This window comes from Saccharothrix sp. (assembly GCF_031180885.1).
In the GTDB taxonomy this organism is placed as follows: Bacteria; Actinomycetota; Actinomycetes; order Mycobacteriales; family Pseudonocardiaceae; genus Actinosynnema.
This window is the reverse complement of the sequence record NZ_JAPSLK010000040.1, coordinates 54,179-72,905: the sequence shown is the minus strand read 5'-3', so window position 1 is coordinate 72,905 and position 18,727 is coordinate 54,179. Positions and strand designations below refer to the sequence as shown.

The following is an 18,727-nucleotide window of genomic DNA, read 5'->3' as shown; positions in this document are numbered from 1 at the left end:
GCGGGTTGACCGTGCGGTCGGTGCTGAACCTGGCGCTGCTGCTGGTGCTGGCCGCGAGCCTGGTGCAGTCGGGCTGGTGGTCGGTGTACGCGGTGGTGGTGCTCGCGGTCGCGCTGACCGTGCAGGTGGTGCGGGCCCGAAGGGGTTCCCAGACGGAGAGGTAGGTGTACGGCCGTGGAGTCGATGTTCGTGCGCATCCCGGCGTTGGCCGCCCGGCACGGCGCGATCAACCTGGCGCAGGGCGTCTTCGACCACGGCCCGCCTGCTGAGCTGTTGGCGGCGCTGGCCGCGGTTTCGGCGGATCCCGGCGTGCACCAGTACATGCCGAGCGCGGGGGTGCTCGCGTTGCGGGAGGCGGTGGCGTCGGGGTTCTCGCCGGAGACCGAGGTGACGATCACGGCGGGGGCGACGGAGGCGTTGCACTGCACCATGGCGGCGTTGTTGTCGCCGGGTGACGAGGCGCTGGTGGTGGAGCCCGCTTACGAGCAGTACGCGCCGGCGATCGTGGCGGCCGGTGGGGTTCCGGTGCCGGTGCGGTTGACGGCTTTGGGTGGTTCTTTCGCTTCGTTGTTGGAAGGGGCGGTCACTTCGCGGACGCGGGTTGTGGTGGTGAACAGCCCGTGGAACCCGTTGGGGCGGGTGTTGACCGACGACGAGTGGGACGCGCTGGCCGGTTTGGCTTCGTCGCACGGGATCATCGTCGTGTCCGACGAGACTTACGAGGGCTTGCTGACCTCGCGGCCGCGCGGTGTGCTGGATGTGGTGTCCGATCCGGAGTTGCGGGTGAAGATCTCGTCGGTGTCGAAGTCGTTGGCGGCGACCGGGTGGCGCATCGGGTGGGCGATCGCGGGGCCGGGGTTGACGCGGCGGATCCGGGCGGTGCACCAGTTCGTGACGTTCTGCCCGGCGGTGCCGTTGCAGGTGGCGGCGGCTTCGGTGCTCGGCTCGTCCACTGTGGACAGCGTGACCGGGGCGGTCGCGGCGGGGTTGCACGAGCGGGCCGGGTGGTTCGCGGACGCGTTGAACGGCATCGGGATCGCGGCGAAACCGGCGGCGTCGCCGTTCTACCTGGTGGCGGACGTGGGTGAGCCGGCGTCGGAGTGGTGCGACCGGGTGGTGGTCGACGGCGGGGTGGCGGCTTTGCCGTTGTCGGTGTTCTATTCGGCGCCGGTGCCGGAGGTGGACCGGATGGTGCGGTTCGCGGTGTGCAAGCGCCGGGAGACGCTGGAGGAGGCCGCGACCCGACTCGCCACGCGCCACCAACCGGCCTGATTCACCCGATCGTGTGACGGTCGGCTTCGCGCTGGGGCGACTTCCGGCAGTTCGCCGTCCCCTGATGCGCTCATCCGCGTTTCGGCCGGCCCGCGCCGGCTACCCGCTCTTCGGGCCTGGCGGAGGAGGGGCGATGACGACGGCGACTCGGGGTGTCCGGCGTCCGGTGCGGGCGGCGGCGCTGGTGGTGGGCGCGGTGTTCCTGGTGGTGGGCGTGCTGGGGTTCGTGCCCGGGGTGACGGAGGGGGACCTGCCGGTCGCGGGCCCGCACACCGGGGCGCTGCTGTTCGGGGTGTTCGCGGTGTCCGTGCTGCACAACGCGGTGCACCTGCTGTTCGGCGTGCTGGGCGTGGTGGCGGCGCGGTGGGCGGGCGCGGCGCGGACGTTCCTGGTCGCGGGCGGGTTCGTGTACCTGCTGCTGTGGGTGTGGGGGTCGGTCGTGCACGAGGGCGGTCCGCTGCCGGTCAACCCGGCGGACAACTGGCTGCACTTCGCGCTGGGTGCGGGCATGGTCCTGCTCGGGGTGGTGACGACGGCGTTCGAGCGCAGGCGCGGGCTGTACCCCGGCCGTGAGCAGCAGGGGGTGTAGGGCCTGGCGCGGTGGGTAGGCCTCGGGGGTGGACCAATGGGAGGTGACGACCCATGCCCAACCCAGGCAGCCACTCGTACGACGTCAAGCGGACCCGGTTGCGGGCCGAGTACGAGGACCAGGGGGTGGCCGACGCCGACCAGGCGGCGAACGAGGAACTCCAGCGCGCGTACCCGCCCAACGCGGTGGGTGAGCGGGCGGCCGGGCCGCGCGGCGGCGGAGGGGGTGTCGAGGACGACGGCGGGCTGCACGCCCGCAGCACCGCGTTCAGCGGTCACACGCTGATGCCCGCGCGCTTCTCCCTGGACGGCGGCAACACGTCCCCGCCGATCCAGTGGGACGAGGTCCCGCCGGGCACCGCGGAGGTGGCCCTCGTGTGCGAGGACCCGGACGCACCCGGCGGCACGTTCACGCACTGGGTGGTGACCGGGATCCCCGCCGACGTGAACTCCATCGCCGAGGGGTCCCTGCCCGCTGGTGTCACGGAGGGCCGCAACGACTTCGGCGAGTCCGGGTGGGGCGGTCCGCGTCCCCCGGTCGGCGACGAGCCGCACCGGTACTTCTTCCGCCTGTTCGCCGTGGACCGGCGCCTGGACCTCGGTCCGGACGCGTCGGCGCAGGACGTCCACGCGGCGGTGCGCGGCCACGTGCTCGCCAAGGGCACCCTGGTCGGTCTCTTCGGCCGGTGAACCATTTCCGACGTTGGGAGCTTTCCCATGACCAAGAAGGACGACGGCGGCATCCGGACCGGCAAGGAGTCGTCGAAGAGCTTGAAGTACGCGCAGGAGGTGAAGTCGACGTCGGATCGCCCCGAGCGGCCCGGTCGGTCGCTCGCGACGACCAGCCACGAGGTGATCAAGCAGTGGGCCGAGCGGCGCGACGCCAAGCCCGCCACCGTGGAGGGGACCGAGCACGGCGACCACCTGGGCGTGCTGCGGCTGGACTTCCCCGGCTACGGCGGTGACCGGTTGAAGCGGGTGAGCTGGGACGAGTGGTTCGACACGTTCGACCAACGGGGGTTGAACTTCGTCTACCAGGAGGAGACGTCCGACGGGACGCAGAGCAACTTCTTCCAGCTGGAGAACCCCAACCGCGAAGACGCGTGAGGTTTTTCGGACGGCGGGTGGTCCTCGGTGGACCACCCGCCTTCTGGTTTGATCAGGCTGCGGCTGCCGGGTCCATCCAGAAGACCTCCCACTGGTGGCCGTCGAGGTCGGTGAAGCCGCGGCCGTACATGAAGCCGTGGTCCTGGGTCTCGCCCTCCCGACCGCCGGCCGCGACCGCCTTGTCCACCAGCGAGTCGACCTCGTCGCGGCTGTCGACGCCGAGTGCGAGGACGGCTTCGGCGGTGGTCGCGGTGTCGGCGACCTCGCGCTTGCTGGTGGTCTTGAAGAAGTCGTGGCTGATCAGCATCGCGTAGACGTCGTCGCCGAAGACGATGCAGGTGGAGTCCTCGCTGGTGAACTTCGGGTTGTGCTTGAAGCCCAGGGCCTCGAAGAACGCGATGGACTTGGCCTGGTCGGCGATCGGCAGGTTCACGAAGATCTTGACGGACATCCGGTCTTACCCCCATCGGTACCACGGGACACCGTTGTGTCCTCGGGAAACTTGTGTGTCCAGCGGACACGGGGTGTACGGTAGACACAGATCGACAACCGACGCAAGACCGGATTCTGGAGATTGGTGACGGACTTGGGGGAGAACGTGGACCTGCTGTGGGAGCCGCGCGGGAGGGGTGCCCGGCCACAACGCCTGGCGCTCACGGTGGACCGCATCGCCGACGCCGCGATCGAGGTGGCGGACAGCGAGGGCATGTCGGCGGTCTCGATGCAACACGTCGCGGCGCGCCTGGACGTCACGAAGATGGCCCTCTACCGCCACGTGTCCAGCAAGGCGGAGTTGGTCGCTGTCATGATCGAGTCGGCCGTGGGCGAACCCCCGAACTTGATGACCGTCCCCGGCGGCTGGCGCCCACGCCTGACCCACTGGGCCGAACTGATGCGCGCCGCTTGGCACCGCCACCCCTGGCTTCCAGCAGCGACCACCGGCGACCGCCCCACCGGCCCTCGCGAGGTCGGCTGGACCGAGTCGGCCGTGGCGGCGTTGTCGGACACGGGTTTGACGGGTGGCGAACGCATGGACGCCGTGTTCCTGCTCAGCGGCCACATCCGCAACGCCCAGTCGTCATCCACGGCCGGGACTCAACCGTGGACGACGGACAAGTCGTTGCTCGAGGTCCTACACCGCCACCGCGACCGCTTCCCGGCGTTGTTCGAGGCGGCGATGTCGACGGACGACAACGCGCCCAACGACAACGGCTGGACCTTCGGCCTCACCCGAATCCTCGACGGCCTGGAATCCCTGATTAACGACCGCCAGACTCCCAGCCAGCACTAACCCTCTCCCCGCCACCACACCCGCCACACACTCACACCCCCGCCGCGCGCTGGCACCCCGCACACTTTCGGAGTATGCAACTAGTTGCACAGCAGCCCGTTGCATATTACCGTGCGGTAGCATGGCGTTGGAGCACGCGATCCTCGTGTCCCTGGACGAGCGACCAGGCACCGGCTACGAGCTGGCCCGACGGTTCGACAAGTCGATCGGGTTCTTCTGGGCCGCCACCCACCAGCAGATCTACCGGACCCTCAAGCGCATGGACGACCTCGGCTGGGTCACCGCCGAAGAGGTCGCGCAGGACGGCCGACCCGACAAGAAGGTCTACCGGGTCAGCCCGCAAGGCCGCCAAGAACTCCAGCGGTGGCTCGAAGAAGCCGGTGAGCCGGCGACCATCCGGCACGACCTGTCGGTCAAGATCCGCGGGGCCTCGCTCGGCGACCCCGGCAAAGTCGCCGACGAAGTGGCCCGGCACCGGGGCCGGCACGCCGAACGGCTCGACGTGTACCGCGCCATCGAGAAGAAGGACTTCCCCGACCCGTCCGCCCTGCACGGACGACGGCTGCACCAGTACCTCGTCCTGCGCGGCGGCATCAAAGCCGAGGAAGCGCTGCTCGAATGGTGTGACGAGGTGCTGGTGGCCATGCGAGAGGACGACCGGCGATGACGGACTACCCCAACCTCCTCCGCCCCCTGGACCTGGGCTTCACGACCCTGCCCAACCGGGTCCTCATGGGGTCCATGCACACCGGCATGGAGGACCGCGCCAAGGACTTCCCCGCCCTGGCCGAGTACTTCGCCGAACGCGCCCGCGGCGGCGTCGCCCTCATGGTCACCGGCGGCTTCTCCCCCAACCGCGCCGGCTGGTTCTACCCGTTCTCCTCCAAGCTCTCCACGACAAGAGAAGCGCAAAGCCACCGGATCATCACCGAGAAGGTCCACGACGCCGGCGGCAAGATCGCCGTCCAGCTCCTGCACGCGGGCCGCTACGCCTACCACCCGCTGTCCGTCTCCGCCTCGGCGATCAAAGCGCCGATCTCCAAGTTCCGGCCCCGCAAGCTCTCCGACAAAGGCATCCAGAGCCAGATCAACGCCTTCGCCCGCAGCACCGCACTGGCCCGCGAAGCCGGCTACGACGGCATCGAGATCATGGGCTCCGAGGGCTACTTCATCAACCAGTTCCTCGCCCCGCGCACCAACAAGCGCACCGACCGCTGGGGCGGCACCCCGGAGAACCGCCGCCGCATCGCGGTCGAGATCGTCCGCCGTTGCCGGGAAGCCGCCGGCGACGACTTCGTCATCATCTACCGGCTCTCCATGCTCGACCTGGTCGAGGACGGGCAGACCTGGGACGAGGTCGTCGCGCTGGGACAAGAGGTCGAGAAGGCCGGCGCGACGATCATCAACACGGGCATCGGGTGGCATGAGGCCCGTGTCCCCACGATCGTCACCTCCGTGCCCCGCGCGGCCTTCGCGGGCATCACCGCACGGCTCAAGCCGCACGTGTCGATCCCGGTCGTCACCTCCAACCGGATCAACATGCCGCAGGTCGCCGAAGAGATCCTGGAGCGCGGCGACGCGGACATGGTGTCCATGGCGCGCCCCTTCCTGGCCGACCCGCAGTGGGTGCGCAAGGCCGAGTCCGGCCGCGTCGACGAAATCAACACGTGCATCGCGTGCAACCAGGCCTGCCTGGACCACACCTTCTCCCTCAAGAAGGCCTCCTGCATGGTCAACCCGCGCGCCGGCCGCGAGACCACCCTCACCCTCCTGCCCGCCCGCCGCGGCAAGCGGGTCGCGGTGGTCGGCGCGGGGCCGGCGGGGCTCGCCACCTCCGTCGCGCTGGCCGAGCGGGGGCACGACGTGGAGCTGTTCGAGGCCGAGGACGACATCGGCGGCCAGTTCGCGATAGCGCGGCGCATACCGGGCAAGGAGGAGTTCGCCGAGACGATCCGCTACTACCGCCGGCGCATCGAGCTGACCGGGGTGAAGCTGCACCTGGGGCGGCGGGCGACCGTCGAGGACCTGACCGGGTTCGACGAGGTCGTGGTGGCGACGGGGGTCGCGCCGCGGGTGCCGGCGATCCCGGGTGTCGAGCACGCGCTGTCGTACGTGGACGTCGTAAAGGGTGGTGCGCCGGTCGGTGCGAAGGTGGCCGTGATCGGTGCGGGTGGGATCGGGGTGGACGTCAGCGAGTTCCTCACCCACGCCACCTCCCCCGCGCTGGACCTGGCCGAGTGGCAGGCCGAGTGGGGTGTGGGCGACCCGGCGGAGACCCGTGGGGGTGTCGTGAAGCCGACGCCCGCCGAACCGGCGCGGCAGGTGTTCCTGTTGCAGCGCAAGGAGTCCGGCATCGGCAAGGGGCTGGGCAAGACGACCGGGTGGGTGCACCGGGCCGCACTCCGGGCCAAGCGGGTGGAGCAGTTGACCGGGGTGAACTACGAGCGCATCGAACCCGGCGCGCTGCACATCTCGTTCGGGCCGAAGCGGGAACGGCCGCGCGTGCTGGAGGTGGACACCGTCGTGGTGTGCGCGGGGCAGGAGTCCGTGCGCGACCTGGTCGACGGGCTCACCGAGCGCGGCGTGGTGACGCACGTGATCGGCGGCGCGGACGTCGCCGCCGAGTTGGACGCCAAGCGCGCCATCGACCAGGGCACCCGCCTCGCGGCGACGATCTGACCAGGGAGAACACATGAACGCGGCAGAGCGGTTCCGCAAGGCGATCGAGGCCGGGGACTTCGCGGGTGCCACCGCGTTGTTCGCCGACGACATCACGTTCCACAGCCCGGTGAAGTTCCGGCCGTTCGAGGGCGTCGAGGTGGTGCGCGCGTTGTTCGGCGTGCTCCAGCGGACCTTCCAGGACTTCGAGTACGTCGGCCAGTACGACGGCGGACCGGACGGGCACGTGCTGCGGTTCCGGACCGTGGTCAACGGCAAGCAGGTCGACGGGATCGACCTCATCCAGCTCGACGCCGACGGCCGGATCGGCACGTTCACCGTGATGATCCGCCCGCTGTCGGCGCTGACGACGGTCGGCGAGGCCATCTACGCGGGGCTGGTGGCGGACGGGGTCGTGTCGTAACGCAGGATCTGGGGCATGAGCCGACCCTTCACCGCGGAGCACCTGCGACGGTGGGAGGCGCCCGTCGTGCCCGCCTGGGTGTACCGGGGCGTGCTGGTCGTCGGGTGGTGCGTGGCGTTCGGCTACGCCGTGTCCATCCCGGTGACCTGCACGCCCGCGTCGCCGTGCCTGCCCGACCCGGGGTTCTCGGTGGCCATGGCGCTGGTGCTGGCCACGCCCGTCCTGCTGTGGCGCGAACCCGTGCTCGGCTGTTGCGCCGGGGCGCTGTTCGGGCTGCTGGAAGTGGTGTTCGAGGAGCACGACGGCATCCGGCTGGCGTTCCTGGTGCACGGGCTGGCGTGCGCGGTGGTCGCCTTGTGGCTGGTCGAGGCGCGGCGGGCGCAGCACCGGGTGTTCGGCGAGGTCAGCGCGGTGGTGACGGTGCCGCGTCCGCTGCCGCCGCGGTTCACCGGGCGGTCGCTGGTGGCCGGGGTGATGCTCGTGGTCGGGGTGCTCGCGTTCGTCCGGTACGGGGTGGTGGCGTCGTCGCTGGCCGACCACGAGGCCGAAGCGGTCGAGGTGCACGCGCGGGTGCTGTCGGTCGACGAGTACGCGGTGAAGGTGGCGCTGCCCACGGGTGAGCGGACGTTCTCCGTGCTGTCGCCCGACGCGTACGGGGTGGGCAAGTCGGTGCCGGTGCGCACGGACGGCGAGTGGGCCGAGCTGGTGTCCGAGCCGGAGGACGTGACGTTCCCGCTGACCGTGATGGCCGTGTCGCTGGGCATGGCGGTCTTCCTGCGGATGCGGGACGTGGCGGCGCGGCGGGCGGCGCAGCGGGTGTTGTTCGGGCCCACGCAGGCCGTGGAGGTGCTGGTGCGGGCCGACCTGCGGGGACGTGCCGTGCTGCACACGGTGGACGGGAAGCCGTTCGGGTCGATGCCGGTGTCCGCGCGCTTCGAGGACGACCGGATGCTCGCGGTCGGGGACCTGAGCTATGGCGGGTGGGTGGTGCTGGTGACGCCCGATGGGGCGCTTTTGCCGACCCGTCCGTTGCGCCCGCACCGCCGCGTGCTGCCGAACTTCGACGACCCGGGTGAGGAACTGCTGGGCGTGGCGCTGGAGGTGCCGCCGCTGCCGATGCCGGTGGAGCCCGCCGAACGCGACGTCCGCGCCGGCCGGTGGCTGTTCCTCGCCGCAGTCGTGTTCACGGTGGGCGCGGCGTTCCTGGACGGCCCGGCCGTGCTCACCGTCCTGTGGACCGGCGGGACGTGCGCGGTGGTCGGCTGGCTCCGCGGTCGGCCGGCGGCGCACTTCCACCACGACCACGTGTCGATCCGGTCGTGGCTGCGGACCTACCACGTGCCCTGGTCGGAGATCACCTCGATCCGCCGGACGGGCGACCGCCTGGTCCTGGAACTGGAGTCGGGCACCCGCTTCACCCTGGCCCCCAGCCGCCGGGACGTGACCGAACTGGGCGCCATCGCCCGCCGCCTGCACGACCTGTCCCCGCACGGCGGCGAGGTCACCTCCCGGCCGGGCGGCGCCCTCCCGGTGGGCCTGTGGTTCCTGCTGGTGGCCGGCGCGATCTTGTGGCTGACGTGACGTCTTTTGCGTGGGTGGGGCGGGTGGTCGGCGCCTAGGCTTCGGCGCGTGGACTTCTTCACCGGGCCCGACACCAGGGCGGCTCAGGCGGCGGTCGAGGTGTGCACCGAGTTCGCTGAGCCGTGGCTGCGCAACCACTCGTTGCGCGCCTACTCGTGGGCCGTCGCGTACGGGACCTCCGCCGGGATCACCGACTACGACGACGAACTGCTCTACGTCGCCGCGCTCCTGCACGACCTCGCCCTGACACCGTTCTTCGACAGCCACCGGATGCCGTTCGAGGAGGCCGGTGGGCGGTTGGCCAAGGTGTTCGCGGCCGGGGCCGGGTGGGACGCGGCTCGGCGGGAGCGGTTGAACGAGGTGATCGTGCTGCACATGCGGGACGACGTGCCGGCCGCGCAGGACGCCGAGAGCCACCTGTTGCAGATCGCGGTCAGCGCGGACGTGTCGGGGCGGCGGCTGGAGCTGTTCACGCCCGAGTTCACCGGAGAACTGCTGGGGCGTTACCCCCGGCTCGGGTTCGCGGAGAAGTTCCTCGAACGAGCGGAGGACCAGGCCGTGCGCAAGCCGGAGTGCGCCGCCGCCGAGCTGATGCGCGGCGGGTGGCTCGAGCGCATCCGGAGCAACGCCCTCGACCTGGGGTGACCGACCCGCTGGGCCAGGCCCAGCGGGTCGGCCCGCATCACCCGAGGGCGTAGGCGCGGATGATCGTCTGGTCGACCGCGTTGCCCGCCCCGTCGCGCGCGGACGCCTTCAGGGACACGAACTTCGCGTCCGCCGGGTGCGACACCGCCGCCAGCCACCGCTCACCGAACTTCACCAGCGGCACCGGCCGCCACGACGCGCCGTCGTCGTAGGACACCTGCACGGACGTCCGCACGTCGCCCACCGGCCCACCACCGTTGCGCTGCACGTACACCGGGAACGCGAACGGCCGCCCGGCCCGCGCCCGGTTCCGGTCGTCCAGCGCCGGCGCGAACCGGACCGCCGGCAACGGCAACGCGACCGGGTCGCCGGCCACCGTGTCCGAGGTGAACGTCCAGTCCGCCGTCACGCTGGTGGACAGCTCGGACACCCCGGACCGGTGCGCCTGCGTGTGCACGACGTACTGCGCCCGACCCCCGGCCACGACCGCGCTCACCGACCCGGGATAGGGCAGGTCGCCCACGAGCACACCGTTGCGGTGGATGGTGGTCTGCGCCTTGTCCACCCGCGAGAACCCGTAGTGGGTCGGGTCCTGGTCGGTGAACATCGGCACGGAGATGTCGATCTTGTCCCCGGACCGCCCCGCCCATTGGTGGACGCGCGGCATCACCGGGAACGCCGGGCCGAACACGGCGGCGTTCCACCGCTCGGTCACCTGCCGACCGGCGGTGAAGGTCCGGCCCCCTGCGCCCTGCGAGGTCTCCGGCGGGAACGCGTTGGGCGCCGACAGCTGCATGAAGCTGCCCCGCCACTCGACGCCCGGCGAGTAGTACTCCGTGACCCGCAACGGCAGCGGCCCGCCCACCACCTGGTTCAGGTACCCGGCCTGGCCGGCCGCCGACGCGTGGACCACCGCCTGCACCCGGGCCAGGTCGCGGTCGGCGAACCGGCGCGCCAGGGACGCGGGCACCGCGCCGTCGTGCGTCCACGACACGTGGTACTGGTACGGGCTGCCGACGAACGCGCCCGCCCCGTCCGGCTCGGCCAGCGTGGCGGACGCGGTGAACGTGGCCCGCCCCGGCGCGGAGGTCTTCGACGGGGTGAACAGCAGCCGGTCGGGCGACCCGCCGATGAAGCCGTACCCCGTGTCGCCCCACGCGGTCTTGCGCTCGAAGAAGATCGTGCTGTACCCGGCCTTGGCGGTCGGCCGGTCCACCGCGAACGACGGCGTCACACCGTCGCGGGCGTCGAACTTCAGCGCCATGTCACCGGACACGACGATCGCGGGCTCGGTGAAGTTGGTGTTCTTGAGCAACGGGATCGTGTCGACCCACCCGTCGAAGTAGTACGTGCCCTTGGGCAGCCGGGCCACGATCGTGCCGGACGGGTCGTGGTCCACGTACGCCTGCCGGTGCTCGACGTCCACGAACCGGTACCAGTACTCCGGAGTCGGCTTGCCCTCGTGGTCCACAAAGGACAGTGTGACGTCGTAGCTCTCGACCTCCTTGACCACGGTGACCGGCGTCCGCAGGGACACATCCCCGCCCGTGGCCACGATCGCGCCGCTGTGCCGACCGTCCGGGCTGTCCGCGGAGGTCGTCGCGGTCACGGTCACCTCCGCCTGCCCACCGGCCGGAACGGCGACCGACGCCGGGGACACCGTGATCACGCTCGAAGCTACCCCGGTGGCGTCCTTCACCTCAGCGGCGAGGCTCAGCGTCAACGGGGTCGTGCCGTCGTTGCGGTAGGCCAGTTTCCGCTCGATCGGCGGGTCGTCGTGGTGCGGCCACCGGGCGGTGCCCAGGCTCAGCGACGGCGGCTCGGCGTGCGCGGTCTGCCGCACCGCCCGTGCCACGTCCACCCGGCCCGCACCCTGCTCGAAGATCGTCAACGCCGGGTTGGGCCGCGCACTGGCCATCAACGCCGACTTGAGCCGCGGGGCGGTCCAGTCCGGGTGCTGCGCGGCCAGGATCGCCGCCGCGCTCGCGACGTGCGGAGCGGCCATGGACGTGCCGGACAGGGCGATGTGCGCGTCGCCGACCGGGTCGCCGATCTTCGCGTTGCGCGCCTTGGCGGCCACGATGCCCACACCCGGCGCGGTGATGTCCGGCTTGATCGCGCCGTCCTCCCAGCGCGGCCCGCGCGAGGAGAACTCGGCGAGCCCGTCCGCCCGGTCCACCGCGCCCACGGTGAGCGCCGCGTCGGCCGCCGCCGGGCTGCCGATGGACTCGTCACCTGGCCCGCTGTTGCCCGCCGAGACCACGAACAACGCGCCCGTGTCGGCGGTGATCTTGTTGAGCGCCAACGACATCACGTCGGTGCCGTCGGTCGGCCACGGGCTGCCCAGGCTCATGTTGACCACGTCGGCGCCCGCCGCGGCCGCCCACTCCATGCCCGCGATGATGTCGGACTCCCGGCCGCCGCCGGAGTCGTCGAGGACCTTGCCGGACAACAGCTTGGTGTCCGGCGCGACGCCCTGGTACCTGCCCGCCCCGGTGATGGTGGCGGCGACGTGCGTGCCGTGGCCGAAGTTGTCGTCGGTGGTGTCGCTGCCGCTGAAGTTCTTCGCCTCCACGACCGCGCCCGCGAGGTCCGGGTGGGTCGCGTCGACACCGGTGTCCAGCACGGCAACGGTTGTCCCTGAGCCGGTGTGCCCGCCCTGCCACGCCTCGGGCGCGCCGATCTGCGGGACGCTGCGGTCCAGCGTCGCGGTGACCGGCCCGTCCAGCCACACCCTGTCCACGCCCGCCGCACGGGCACCGGACCAGAAAGCGGAGTCCTTGGCCACTTCGAGTGCGTGCCCGCCAATGCTGGTCAACGGTTCGCCCGCCGTCAGCCCGCCCGTGACGATCAACGGGGTCACCGCGCTGGACCGGTCGTCGTACCCGGCCCGGATGAGCCCGGTGACGTCGAACAGCCGCCCGTCCAACCGCCCGCCGCGCACGTCGGCGACGGCGTCGGACGGCAGCACGTGCAGATGGCCGCGTTCGTCGCGCAACTGGCGGAACGTGATGTCTTTACGGCCCTGCCCCGGCCGCACGTGCGCACGTCCGCCGCGCACGTCGACCTGGTCCCCCGTGATCAACGTGACCGTGCCGTCGACGCCGGTCACGGCCGGTGTTTCCGCTTGTGCCTGTGCGGTCGTCAGGACCGACGCCGCCACCACCCCCGCGAGCAGCAGCGGTGTTCTCCTGCGGGTCATAGGGTCAACTCCCCTGATCCCGTGGCGGCACCTGATCGGCCGCCACTCCCCTCGGTGGTTAAGACACCGCAGAGCGCGATCGGGTTGCGCTGTCCGGCCGACGCAGCCGGGCCGCGCCCGCCGCTAGCGTCGGGCACATGCTGGTCCCCCTGCTGCTGGCCGCGACCCTGACCGCGCCGGCCGGGTGATCTGGCTCGGCGAGGGCCGACCCGTGGGGCTCAACAACTCGGGCGTCGTGGTCGGCCGCGACGGAACCCGCGCCGTGCTGTGGCGCGTGCGCTGACCCGACCGATTGCCCCGGCCCCTTGCCCCTGCCGCTAGTCCCGGCCGTTAGACCTGGCCGTTAGACCTGGCCGTTAGACCTGGCCGTTAGACCCGGCCGTTAGACCCGGCCGCTAGACCCGGCCGCTAGACCCGGCCGATTTTGTCGGTACCCCATGGGATAATGGAAACCGGGGCCGGAGGCCGGCCACCACACGCGATCGGCACAACTCAGCCCGCGTACCCGCCGCACCCACCGCAGCTCAGCCCCCGCACCCGCCCACAGCTCAGCCCGCGCCAGCCGCGACTCAACCCGCCCACCCACCGCAGCTCAGCCCGCGCACCCGCCCACAGCTCAGCCCGCGCCAGCCGCAGCTCGACCCGCGCACCCTCCGCGACTCAGCCCGCGCACCCACCCCACCCCGCAGCTCAGCCGGTGCGTTCGGCGTGCTCCGCGCGCATCAAGTCCTCACGGGCGCGGGCGACCCGAGACCGGACCGTGCCGACCGGACAGCCGCAAATCTCAGCCACCTCCGCGTACGACAGCCCCAACACCTGGGTCAGCAACAAAGCCTCCCGGCGCTCCGGAGCCAACCCCGCGAGCAGCACGTTCAGCTCCACCACGTCCTCAAACCCAGTCGTCGCACGTCGGGCATCCGAAGCGTCGTGCACGTCGACCGCCCAAGCGATCGCAGGCCGAGCCCCGGCCGCGCGCAAGTGGTCGACGACCGTGCGGCGGGCGATGGACAGCAGCCACGTGCGAGCGGAGGAGCGGCCTTCAAAACCAGGCAGGGTGCGCAGAGCCCGCAAGTAGACCTCCTGGGTGAGGTCGTCGGCTCGGCCCGGGTCGGTCAGGTGGGCGACCAGCCGCCACACGTCCCGCTGGGTGGCCCGGACGAACCGCTCCAACGCGGCCCGGTCACCGCCGCCCGCCGCCATCGCCAGGGCCGTCACCGCGTCGTCGTCGCGTTTGATCGACACGGGGTCGAGGCTAGACCACCGCGATTCCCGGGAACTTCCGCGTCCCCGGGAACGACAAAGGTGGTTGTGGACTGCGAGACCTGCCGGGAGGCGTTGTCGGCGCGGCTGGACGGCGAGGAGGAGCCGGTGCCGGCCGCCGACGTCGACGCGCACCTGTCGGGCTGCCCCGCGTGCCGGGCGTGGTCCGACGAAGCGTCCGCGCTGACGCGTGTGCTGCGGCTGCGCCCGGCGGTGGCCGTGCCGGACCTGACCGAAGCCGTGCTGGCCGCAGCACCACCGCCGACGACGGGCTGGTACCCGCGGCTGGGACTGGCCGGGGTGGCGGTCGCGCAGGTGACGCTCGGCCTGTCGCAACTGCTCGGCCCGAACCCGGCCGCCTCGCACGGGGCGGGACACCTGTTCAACGAGAGCACGGCGTGGAACCTGGCGCTGGGCCTGGGGTTGCTGTGGACGGCGCTGCGGCCCCGGGCGACGTCCGGGATGGTGCCGGTGGTGGCCGGGTTCGTCGTGGTGGTCGGGGTGTACTCGTTCCAGGACCTGGCGGTCGGGGTCGTGTCGGTGGAACGGGTGACGTCCCACGCGATCCTGCTGCTCGGGCTGGTGCTGCTGGTGCTCGTCCACCGGGGCCGGCGCGATCCCGACGACGGGCACACCGCCAGGCCACTCGACCGCCCCGACCTGCCGGACTCGACGGACTTCCCGGACCGTCGACCCGACTCGGCCCCGTCCCGACGTCCCCGCTTGCGCCCGGTCGGCCGCGACCGCGCGGCGTGAGCTGTTCGGTTCTGATCGAATGATCGGTTCCTGATTGACTTGATCTCCCGCCGACCGAACGATCCTCGCAGTCGACGTCAGGCGGAGGACCGTTGCGCGTACTGCTCGAACCACCCGACGGCCGCGCGCAGCGGTGCGTCCACCGGACCCAGGCCGGGGTACCAGGGCCGCTCCCACTCCAGGGACACCCAGCCCGACCAGTCGGCCAGCGCCGCCGCGCACTCGTCGAGCGGAACGGCGCCCTCGCCGGGCGGCACGGGCGTGGTGTCCTGGGCGCTCACGGCGTCCTTGACTTGGAAGTACGCCAGGTGGGGACCCAGAGCGGCGCGGGTGTCGGCCGGGGTTTCGCCGTGCCGCCACGGGTGCAGGGCGTCCCACAGGACCGCCACCCGGTCGGGCTCCGCGAACGGCTCCACCAGGCGTGCGGCGGCGGCCCCGGTCGGGTGGGTGTCGTGGGTCTCGACCAGCAGGCGCACGCCGGCGGCACGCAGGTCCGGCAGGACGGCGGCGATGCGCGGGCCGGCCGGCGCGTCACCGCCGGGGAACACCCGGACGTTGGGCGCGCCCAACCGGGACGCGAGCCCGATCAGCGCGCGCAACTCCTCGACCACCGGCTCATCGGGACCGGGCGCGCACACCTTGGCGTAGCCGGCGAGGCACGCGGCCTCCACACCGGCCCCCGCCAGGGCCGCGCGGGCCGCCCGGTGGTCCATGTCGGGGCGCACCTCGCCGTGGACGCGGATCTCCAGGCCGTCGCAGCCCGCGTCGGCGGCGAGGCGGGCCGCCTCCGCGAGCGACCGTTCCGGCGTTCCCAGCGTGCTCAGAGCCATGCGCCCGGGTTCCACGCTCCGCATCGTGAAAGCGCTTTCCAAAATTGTCAAGGGCAGGGGTCATGACCACGTTCACCGTCGAGGACGGCCAGTTCCTGCGCGACGGACGGCCGCACCGCGTGCTGTCCGGTGCGCTGCACTACTTCCGCGGCCACCCGGCGCAGTGGGCGCGACGGCTGTCGGTGTTGCGCGGCATGGGGCTGAACACCGTCGAGACGTACGTGCCGTGGAACCTCCACGAGCCCCGACCCGGCCAGTACCACGACCTTGAGGCGGTAGACGCTTTCCTGGAGCTGGCGGCGAAGGAGGGCTTGGACGCGATCGTGCGCCCCGGCCCGTACATCTGCGGCGAGTGGGAGAACGGCGGCCTGCCGTGGTGGCTGTCCGGCCCGCTCCGATGCGCACACCCGGACTTCCTACATGCCGTGGACAGATGGTTCGACGTCCTCATCCCCATCGTGACGGCCCGCCAGGTCACGCACGGCGGCAACGTCGTGATGGTGCAGGTCGAGAACGAGTACGGCTCCTACGGCTCGGACCACACCTACCTCGCCCACCTGCGCGACGGCCTGCTGCGACGCGGGATCGACGTGCCGCTGTTCACCTCCGACGGCGGCGAGGCGCTGTTCCTCACCGGCGGGATGGTCGAGGGCGCGCTGGCGACGGCGAACTTCGGCAGCGACGCGGCGGGCCAGTTCGCCGAGCTGCGCCGGCACCGGCCGCACGACCCGTTGTTCTGCATGGAGTTCTGGGACGGCTGGTTCGACCACTGGGGCGACCACCACGTGGTCCGCTCCCCGGAGGACGCCGCCGCCGCGCTGGACGAGGTGCTGGCGGCCGGTGCGTCGGTGAACCTCTACATGGCGCACGGCGGCACCAACTTCGGCTTCTGGGCGGGCGCGAACGCGGCCGGCGACGTCCACGACGGCGCGTACCGCCCAACGGTCACCTCATACGACTACGACGCCCCCATGGACGAGGCCGGCAACCCAACCCCGAAGTACTGGGCCTTCCGCAAGGTGATCGGCCACTACACCCCGCTTCCGCCGGCGCCGACCACCTCACCAGCCACTCTGCCCGCCCAGACCGTGCCGCTCACCCGCTCCATTCGCCTGTTCGATGTGGTCGACAACCCCACGATCCAATCGCCGCACGTGCCGACATTCGAACAAGTGGGCCAGCACCAAGGCTTCCTGCTCCACCGCACCACCATCCCCGGCCCCCGTCCACCCCTCCCCCTCCGCCTGCGCGACCTGCGCGACCGCGCCCAGCTCTACGTCGACGGCACCCACCAGGCGACCTACTCCCGAGCCGCAGACCCCCAAGCCGTCGACACCACAGACGTCCCCGGCGGAGTCACCATCGAACTGCTCGTCGAAGCCATGGGCCGGATCAACTACGGCCCCTTGCTGGGCGAGCACAAGGGGATCGTCGGCGGCGTCCTGCACGAACGCCAGTACCTGCACGGCTGGGAAACCACCCCCATCCCGCTCGACACCCTCCCAAACCTGGCCTGGGGCACCGGAGGAACCGCCTACGGACCGCTGTTCCTCGGCGGCACCCTCACCACCGACACCCCACGGGACGCCTACCTCGACATGGCCGGGTTCACCAAGGGTGTCGTGTGGGTCAACGGGTTCTGCCTCGGCCGTTACTGGCACATCGGTCCGCAAAGGACCCTCTACGTCCCCGAACCTGTTCTGCGCAGAGGCGACAACCAAATAGTCGTCCTCGAACTGCACCCCGACGAACCGCACGCCGCCGCGAGCCCGCGATCGGTCACCGTCAGCCCCCACCCCATCCTCGAAGGAGATCCACGATGACGTTGCGCGTAGCGATGAACGGCGTGACCGGACGCATGGGCTACCGCCAGCACCTCACCCGGTCGATCCTCGCGATCCGCGACCAGGGCGGCGTCCCCCGGGCCAGCGGCGAACGCGTCGAGGTCGAGCCGATCCTGGTCGGCCGCAACCCCGCCAAGCTCGCCGAACTGGCCGCCCGCCACGACATCGCGCACTGGACCACCAACCTGGACACCGCGCTGTCCGACGCCGGCGTCTACTTCGACGCCCAGGTCACCACCGCCCGCGCCGCGCCATCAAGCGCGCGATCGAGGCCGGCAAGCACGTCTACACCGAGAAGCCCACCGCCGAAACCCTCGCCGACGCCGTCGAACTGGCGCAACTGGCCGACAAGGCGGGCGTGAAGCACGGCGTGGTGCAGGACAAGCTGTTGCTGCCCGGTCTGCTCAAGCTCAAGCGCCTGCTGGACAGCGGGTTCTTCGGCCGCGTCCTCAGCGTGCGGGGCGAGTTCGGCTACTGGGTGTTCGAGGGCGACTGGCAGGAGGCGCAGCGGCCGTCGTGGAACTACCGGTCCGAGGACGGCGGCGGCATCGTCATGGACAGTGGGACAACGGTTTCAAGGTGCAGTGGGAGCGTTTCGTGCGCCACGTCGTCGACGACGAGCCGTTCCCGCACGACCTCCACTCCGGCGCGCGCGGTGTCGCGGTCGCCGAAGCCGCCCTGAAGTCCTCGGCGGAAGGCATCACCGTCCACCTGTGACCGGCAAGGCGTCACCCTCCGCCCCAGACCGGAGACGACCGGGTCGGCAACCCACCGACCCGGTCACGCCCCGAACCACCCCGCCACATCAAGCCGGAAGAACGCGGCCGGCACCATCGTCCGCAGGTCCGCCTCCATCTCCCGAACCCGCTTCACCCCCAACGCCTCCGCCCACTCCGCCCGGATCTGCTCGAAGATCACCGCCGACCGCTCCAGCACGTCCAGCCCTCGCGGCGTCAACAGCACGAGCTTGCGCCGCGCGTCCGCCGGATCGTCCTCACGCCGGACGTACCCCAGCGCCTCCAGCCGGTCCACCGTCTTCCCGGCCGCCTGCTTGGACACCCCCAACCGCCGCCCGACCTCGCTCGCCGTCGCCCCCCGCACCCCGATGGCCTGCAACGCGAACCCGTGCGCCGGCCGTGCGTCCGGGTGCCCCTGAGCGGCCAGCTCGGCGTGCAGCCGGTCCACGATCGTCCGGAAGCCCGCGAACAGCAGCAACGGCAGCTCGAAGCCGTACCCGTCCTCACCCATGCCGGAAGCCCTTGCCAAACT

The 18,727-nt window shown here is 71.4% G+C and carries 17 protein-coding genes and 1 pseudogene; 13 read left to right on the top strand and 5 right to left on the bottom strand.

Annotation, left to right across the window (positions count from 1 at the left end; translation table 11 throughout):
- Positions 1-183 precede the first annotated feature (183 nt).
- From RIN75_RS31870 to RIN75_RS31855, 4 genes are all read left to right on the top strand, one after another.
- Positions 184-1,272, top strand: a complete 1,089-nt coding sequence (locus tag RIN75_RS31870; protein ID WP_309115764.1) for an aminotransferase class I/II-fold pyridoxal phosphate-dependent enzyme — start codon at positions 184-186, stop codon at positions 1,270-1,272.
- A gap of 133 nt (positions 1,273-1,405) precedes the next feature.
- Positions 1,406-1,861 carry a DUF4383 domain-containing protein gene (locus tag RIN75_RS31865; RefSeq protein ID WP_309115762.1) on the top strand — a complete coding sequence of 152 codons (456 nt, stop codon included), beginning with the start codon at positions 1,406-1,408 and terminating at the stop codon, positions 1,859-1,861.
- 53 nt (positions 1,862-1,914) lie between these two features.
- A complete protein-coding gene (locus RIN75_RS31860; RefSeq protein ID WP_309115761.1) occupies positions 1,915-2,550 on the top strand; it encodes a YbhB/YbcL family Raf kinase inhibitor-like protein in 636 nt (211 codons plus the stop codon).
- A 27-nt stretch (positions 2,551-2,577) separates the two neighbouring features.
- A complete protein-coding gene (locus tag RIN75_RS31855; RefSeq protein WP_309115760.1) occupies positions 2,578-2,967 on the top strand; it encodes a hypothetical protein in 390 nt (129 codons plus the stop codon).
- A gap of 52 nt (positions 2,968-3,019) precedes the next feature.
- Here RIN75_RS31855 and RIN75_RS31850 read toward each other — a convergent pair whose 3' ends face one another.
- Positions 3,020-3,418, bottom strand: coding sequence for a VOC family protein (locus tag RIN75_RS31850; protein WP_309115759.1), 399 nt, complete (start codon positions 3,416-3,418; stop codon positions 3,020-3,022).
- A 126-nt stretch (positions 3,419-3,544) separates the two neighbouring features.
- On the opposite strand from RIN75_RS31850, the gene RIN75_RS31845 reads away from it, so the two are divergent.
- From RIN75_RS31845 to RIN75_RS31820, 6 genes are all read left to right on the top strand, one after another.
- Positions 3,545-4,258: a TetR/AcrR family transcriptional regulator gene (locus tag RIN75_RS31845; RefSeq protein ID WP_309115758.1), complete on the top strand. Its 714-nt coding sequence runs from the start codon at positions 3,545-3,547 to the stop codon at positions 4,256-4,258.
- Positions 4,259-4,379: 121 nt separating this feature from the next.
- The gene (locus tag RIN75_RS31840) at positions 4,380-4,925 is read left to right on the top strand and encodes a PadR family transcriptional regulator (protein ID WP_309115757.1); all 546 of its coding nucleotides are present in this window, start codon (positions 4,380-4,382) and stop codon (positions 4,923-4,925) included.
- Complete coding sequence (locus tag RIN75_RS31835) at positions 4,922-6,937, top strand: NADPH-dependent 2,4-dienoyl-CoA reductase (protein ID WP_309115756.1); 2,016 nt, start codon at positions 4,922-4,924, stop codon at positions 6,935-6,937. Before RIN75_RS31840 ends, RIN75_RS31835 begins: the two co-directional genes overlap by 4 nt.
- 13 nt (positions 6,938-6,950) lie before the next feature.
- Entirely contained in the window at positions 6,951-7,340 is a 390-nt protein-coding gene (locus tag RIN75_RS31830) for a nuclear transport factor 2 family protein (protein WP_309115755.1), read from the top strand.
- A 15-nt stretch (positions 7,341-7,355) separates the two neighbouring features.
- On the top strand, positions 7,356-8,921 hold the full coding sequence (locus RIN75_RS31825) for a PH domain-containing protein (protein ID WP_309115754.1): 1,566 nt from the start codon (positions 7,356-7,358) through the stop codon (positions 8,919-8,921).
- Positions 8,922-8,969: 48 nt separating this feature from the next.
- Positions 8,970-9,566, top strand: a complete 597-nt coding sequence (locus tag RIN75_RS31820) for an HD domain-containing protein (RefSeq protein ID WP_309115753.1) — start codon at positions 8,970-8,972, stop codon at positions 9,564-9,566.
- 37 nt (positions 9,567-9,603) lie between these two features.
- Here the strand turns inward: RIN75_RS31820 and RIN75_RS31815 are convergent, their stop codons facing one another.
- Both RIN75_RS31815 and RIN75_RS31810 read right to left on the bottom strand, forming a co-directional pair.
- Positions 9,604-12,768 carry a S8 family serine peptidase gene (locus RIN75_RS31815; RefSeq protein ID WP_309115752.1) on the bottom strand — a complete coding sequence of 1,055 codons (3,165 nt, stop codon included), beginning with the start codon at positions 12,766-12,768 and terminating at the stop codon, positions 9,604-9,606.
- A 690-nt stretch (positions 12,769-13,458) separates the two neighbouring features.
- Entirely contained in the window at positions 13,459-13,968 is a 510-nt protein-coding gene (locus tag RIN75_RS31810; RefSeq protein ID WP_309115763.1) for a sigma-70 family RNA polymerase sigma factor, read from the bottom strand.
- A gap of 108 nt (positions 13,969-14,076) precedes the next feature.
- Between RIN75_RS31810 and RIN75_RS31805 the strand changes: the two genes are divergently transcribed.
- Entirely contained in the window at positions 14,077-14,784 is a 708-nt protein-coding gene (locus RIN75_RS31805; protein ID WP_309115751.1) for a zf-HC2 domain-containing protein, read from the top strand.
- Between the two features lie 77 nt (positions 14,785-14,861).
- Here RIN75_RS31805 and RIN75_RS31800 read toward each other — a convergent pair whose 3' ends face one another.
- A complete protein-coding gene (locus tag RIN75_RS31800; protein WP_309115750.1) occupies positions 14,862-15,629 on the bottom strand; it encodes a sugar phosphate isomerase/epimerase family protein in 768 nt (255 codons plus the stop codon).
- A 47-nt stretch (positions 15,630-15,676) separates the two neighbouring features.
- Here RIN75_RS31800 and RIN75_RS31795 point away from each other — a divergent pair, with 47 nt between their 5' ends.
- Together RIN75_RS31795 and RIN75_RS31790 are read left to right on the top strand one after the other, a co-directional pair.
- The gene (locus RIN75_RS31795; RefSeq protein WP_309115749.1) at positions 15,677-17,437 is read left to right on the top strand and encodes a beta-galactosidase; all 1,761 of its coding nucleotides are present in this window, start codon (positions 15,677-15,679) and stop codon (positions 17,435-17,437) included.
- Positions 17,434-18,017: pseudogene (locus tag RIN75_RS31790) on the top strand (Gfo/Idh/MocA family protein); the annotation flags it as partial. The gene RIN75_RS31795 and the pseudogene RIN75_RS31790, both read left to right, overlap by 4 nt.
- Positions 18,018-18,238: 221 nt before the next feature.
- Here the strand turns inward: RIN75_RS31790 and RIN75_RS31785 are convergent.
- A complete protein-coding gene (locus tag RIN75_RS31785) occupies positions 18,239-18,706 on the bottom strand; it encodes a MarR family transcriptional regulator (protein WP_309115748.1) in 468 nt (155 codons plus the stop codon).
- Between the last annotated feature and the right edge of the window lie 21 nt (positions 18,707-18,727).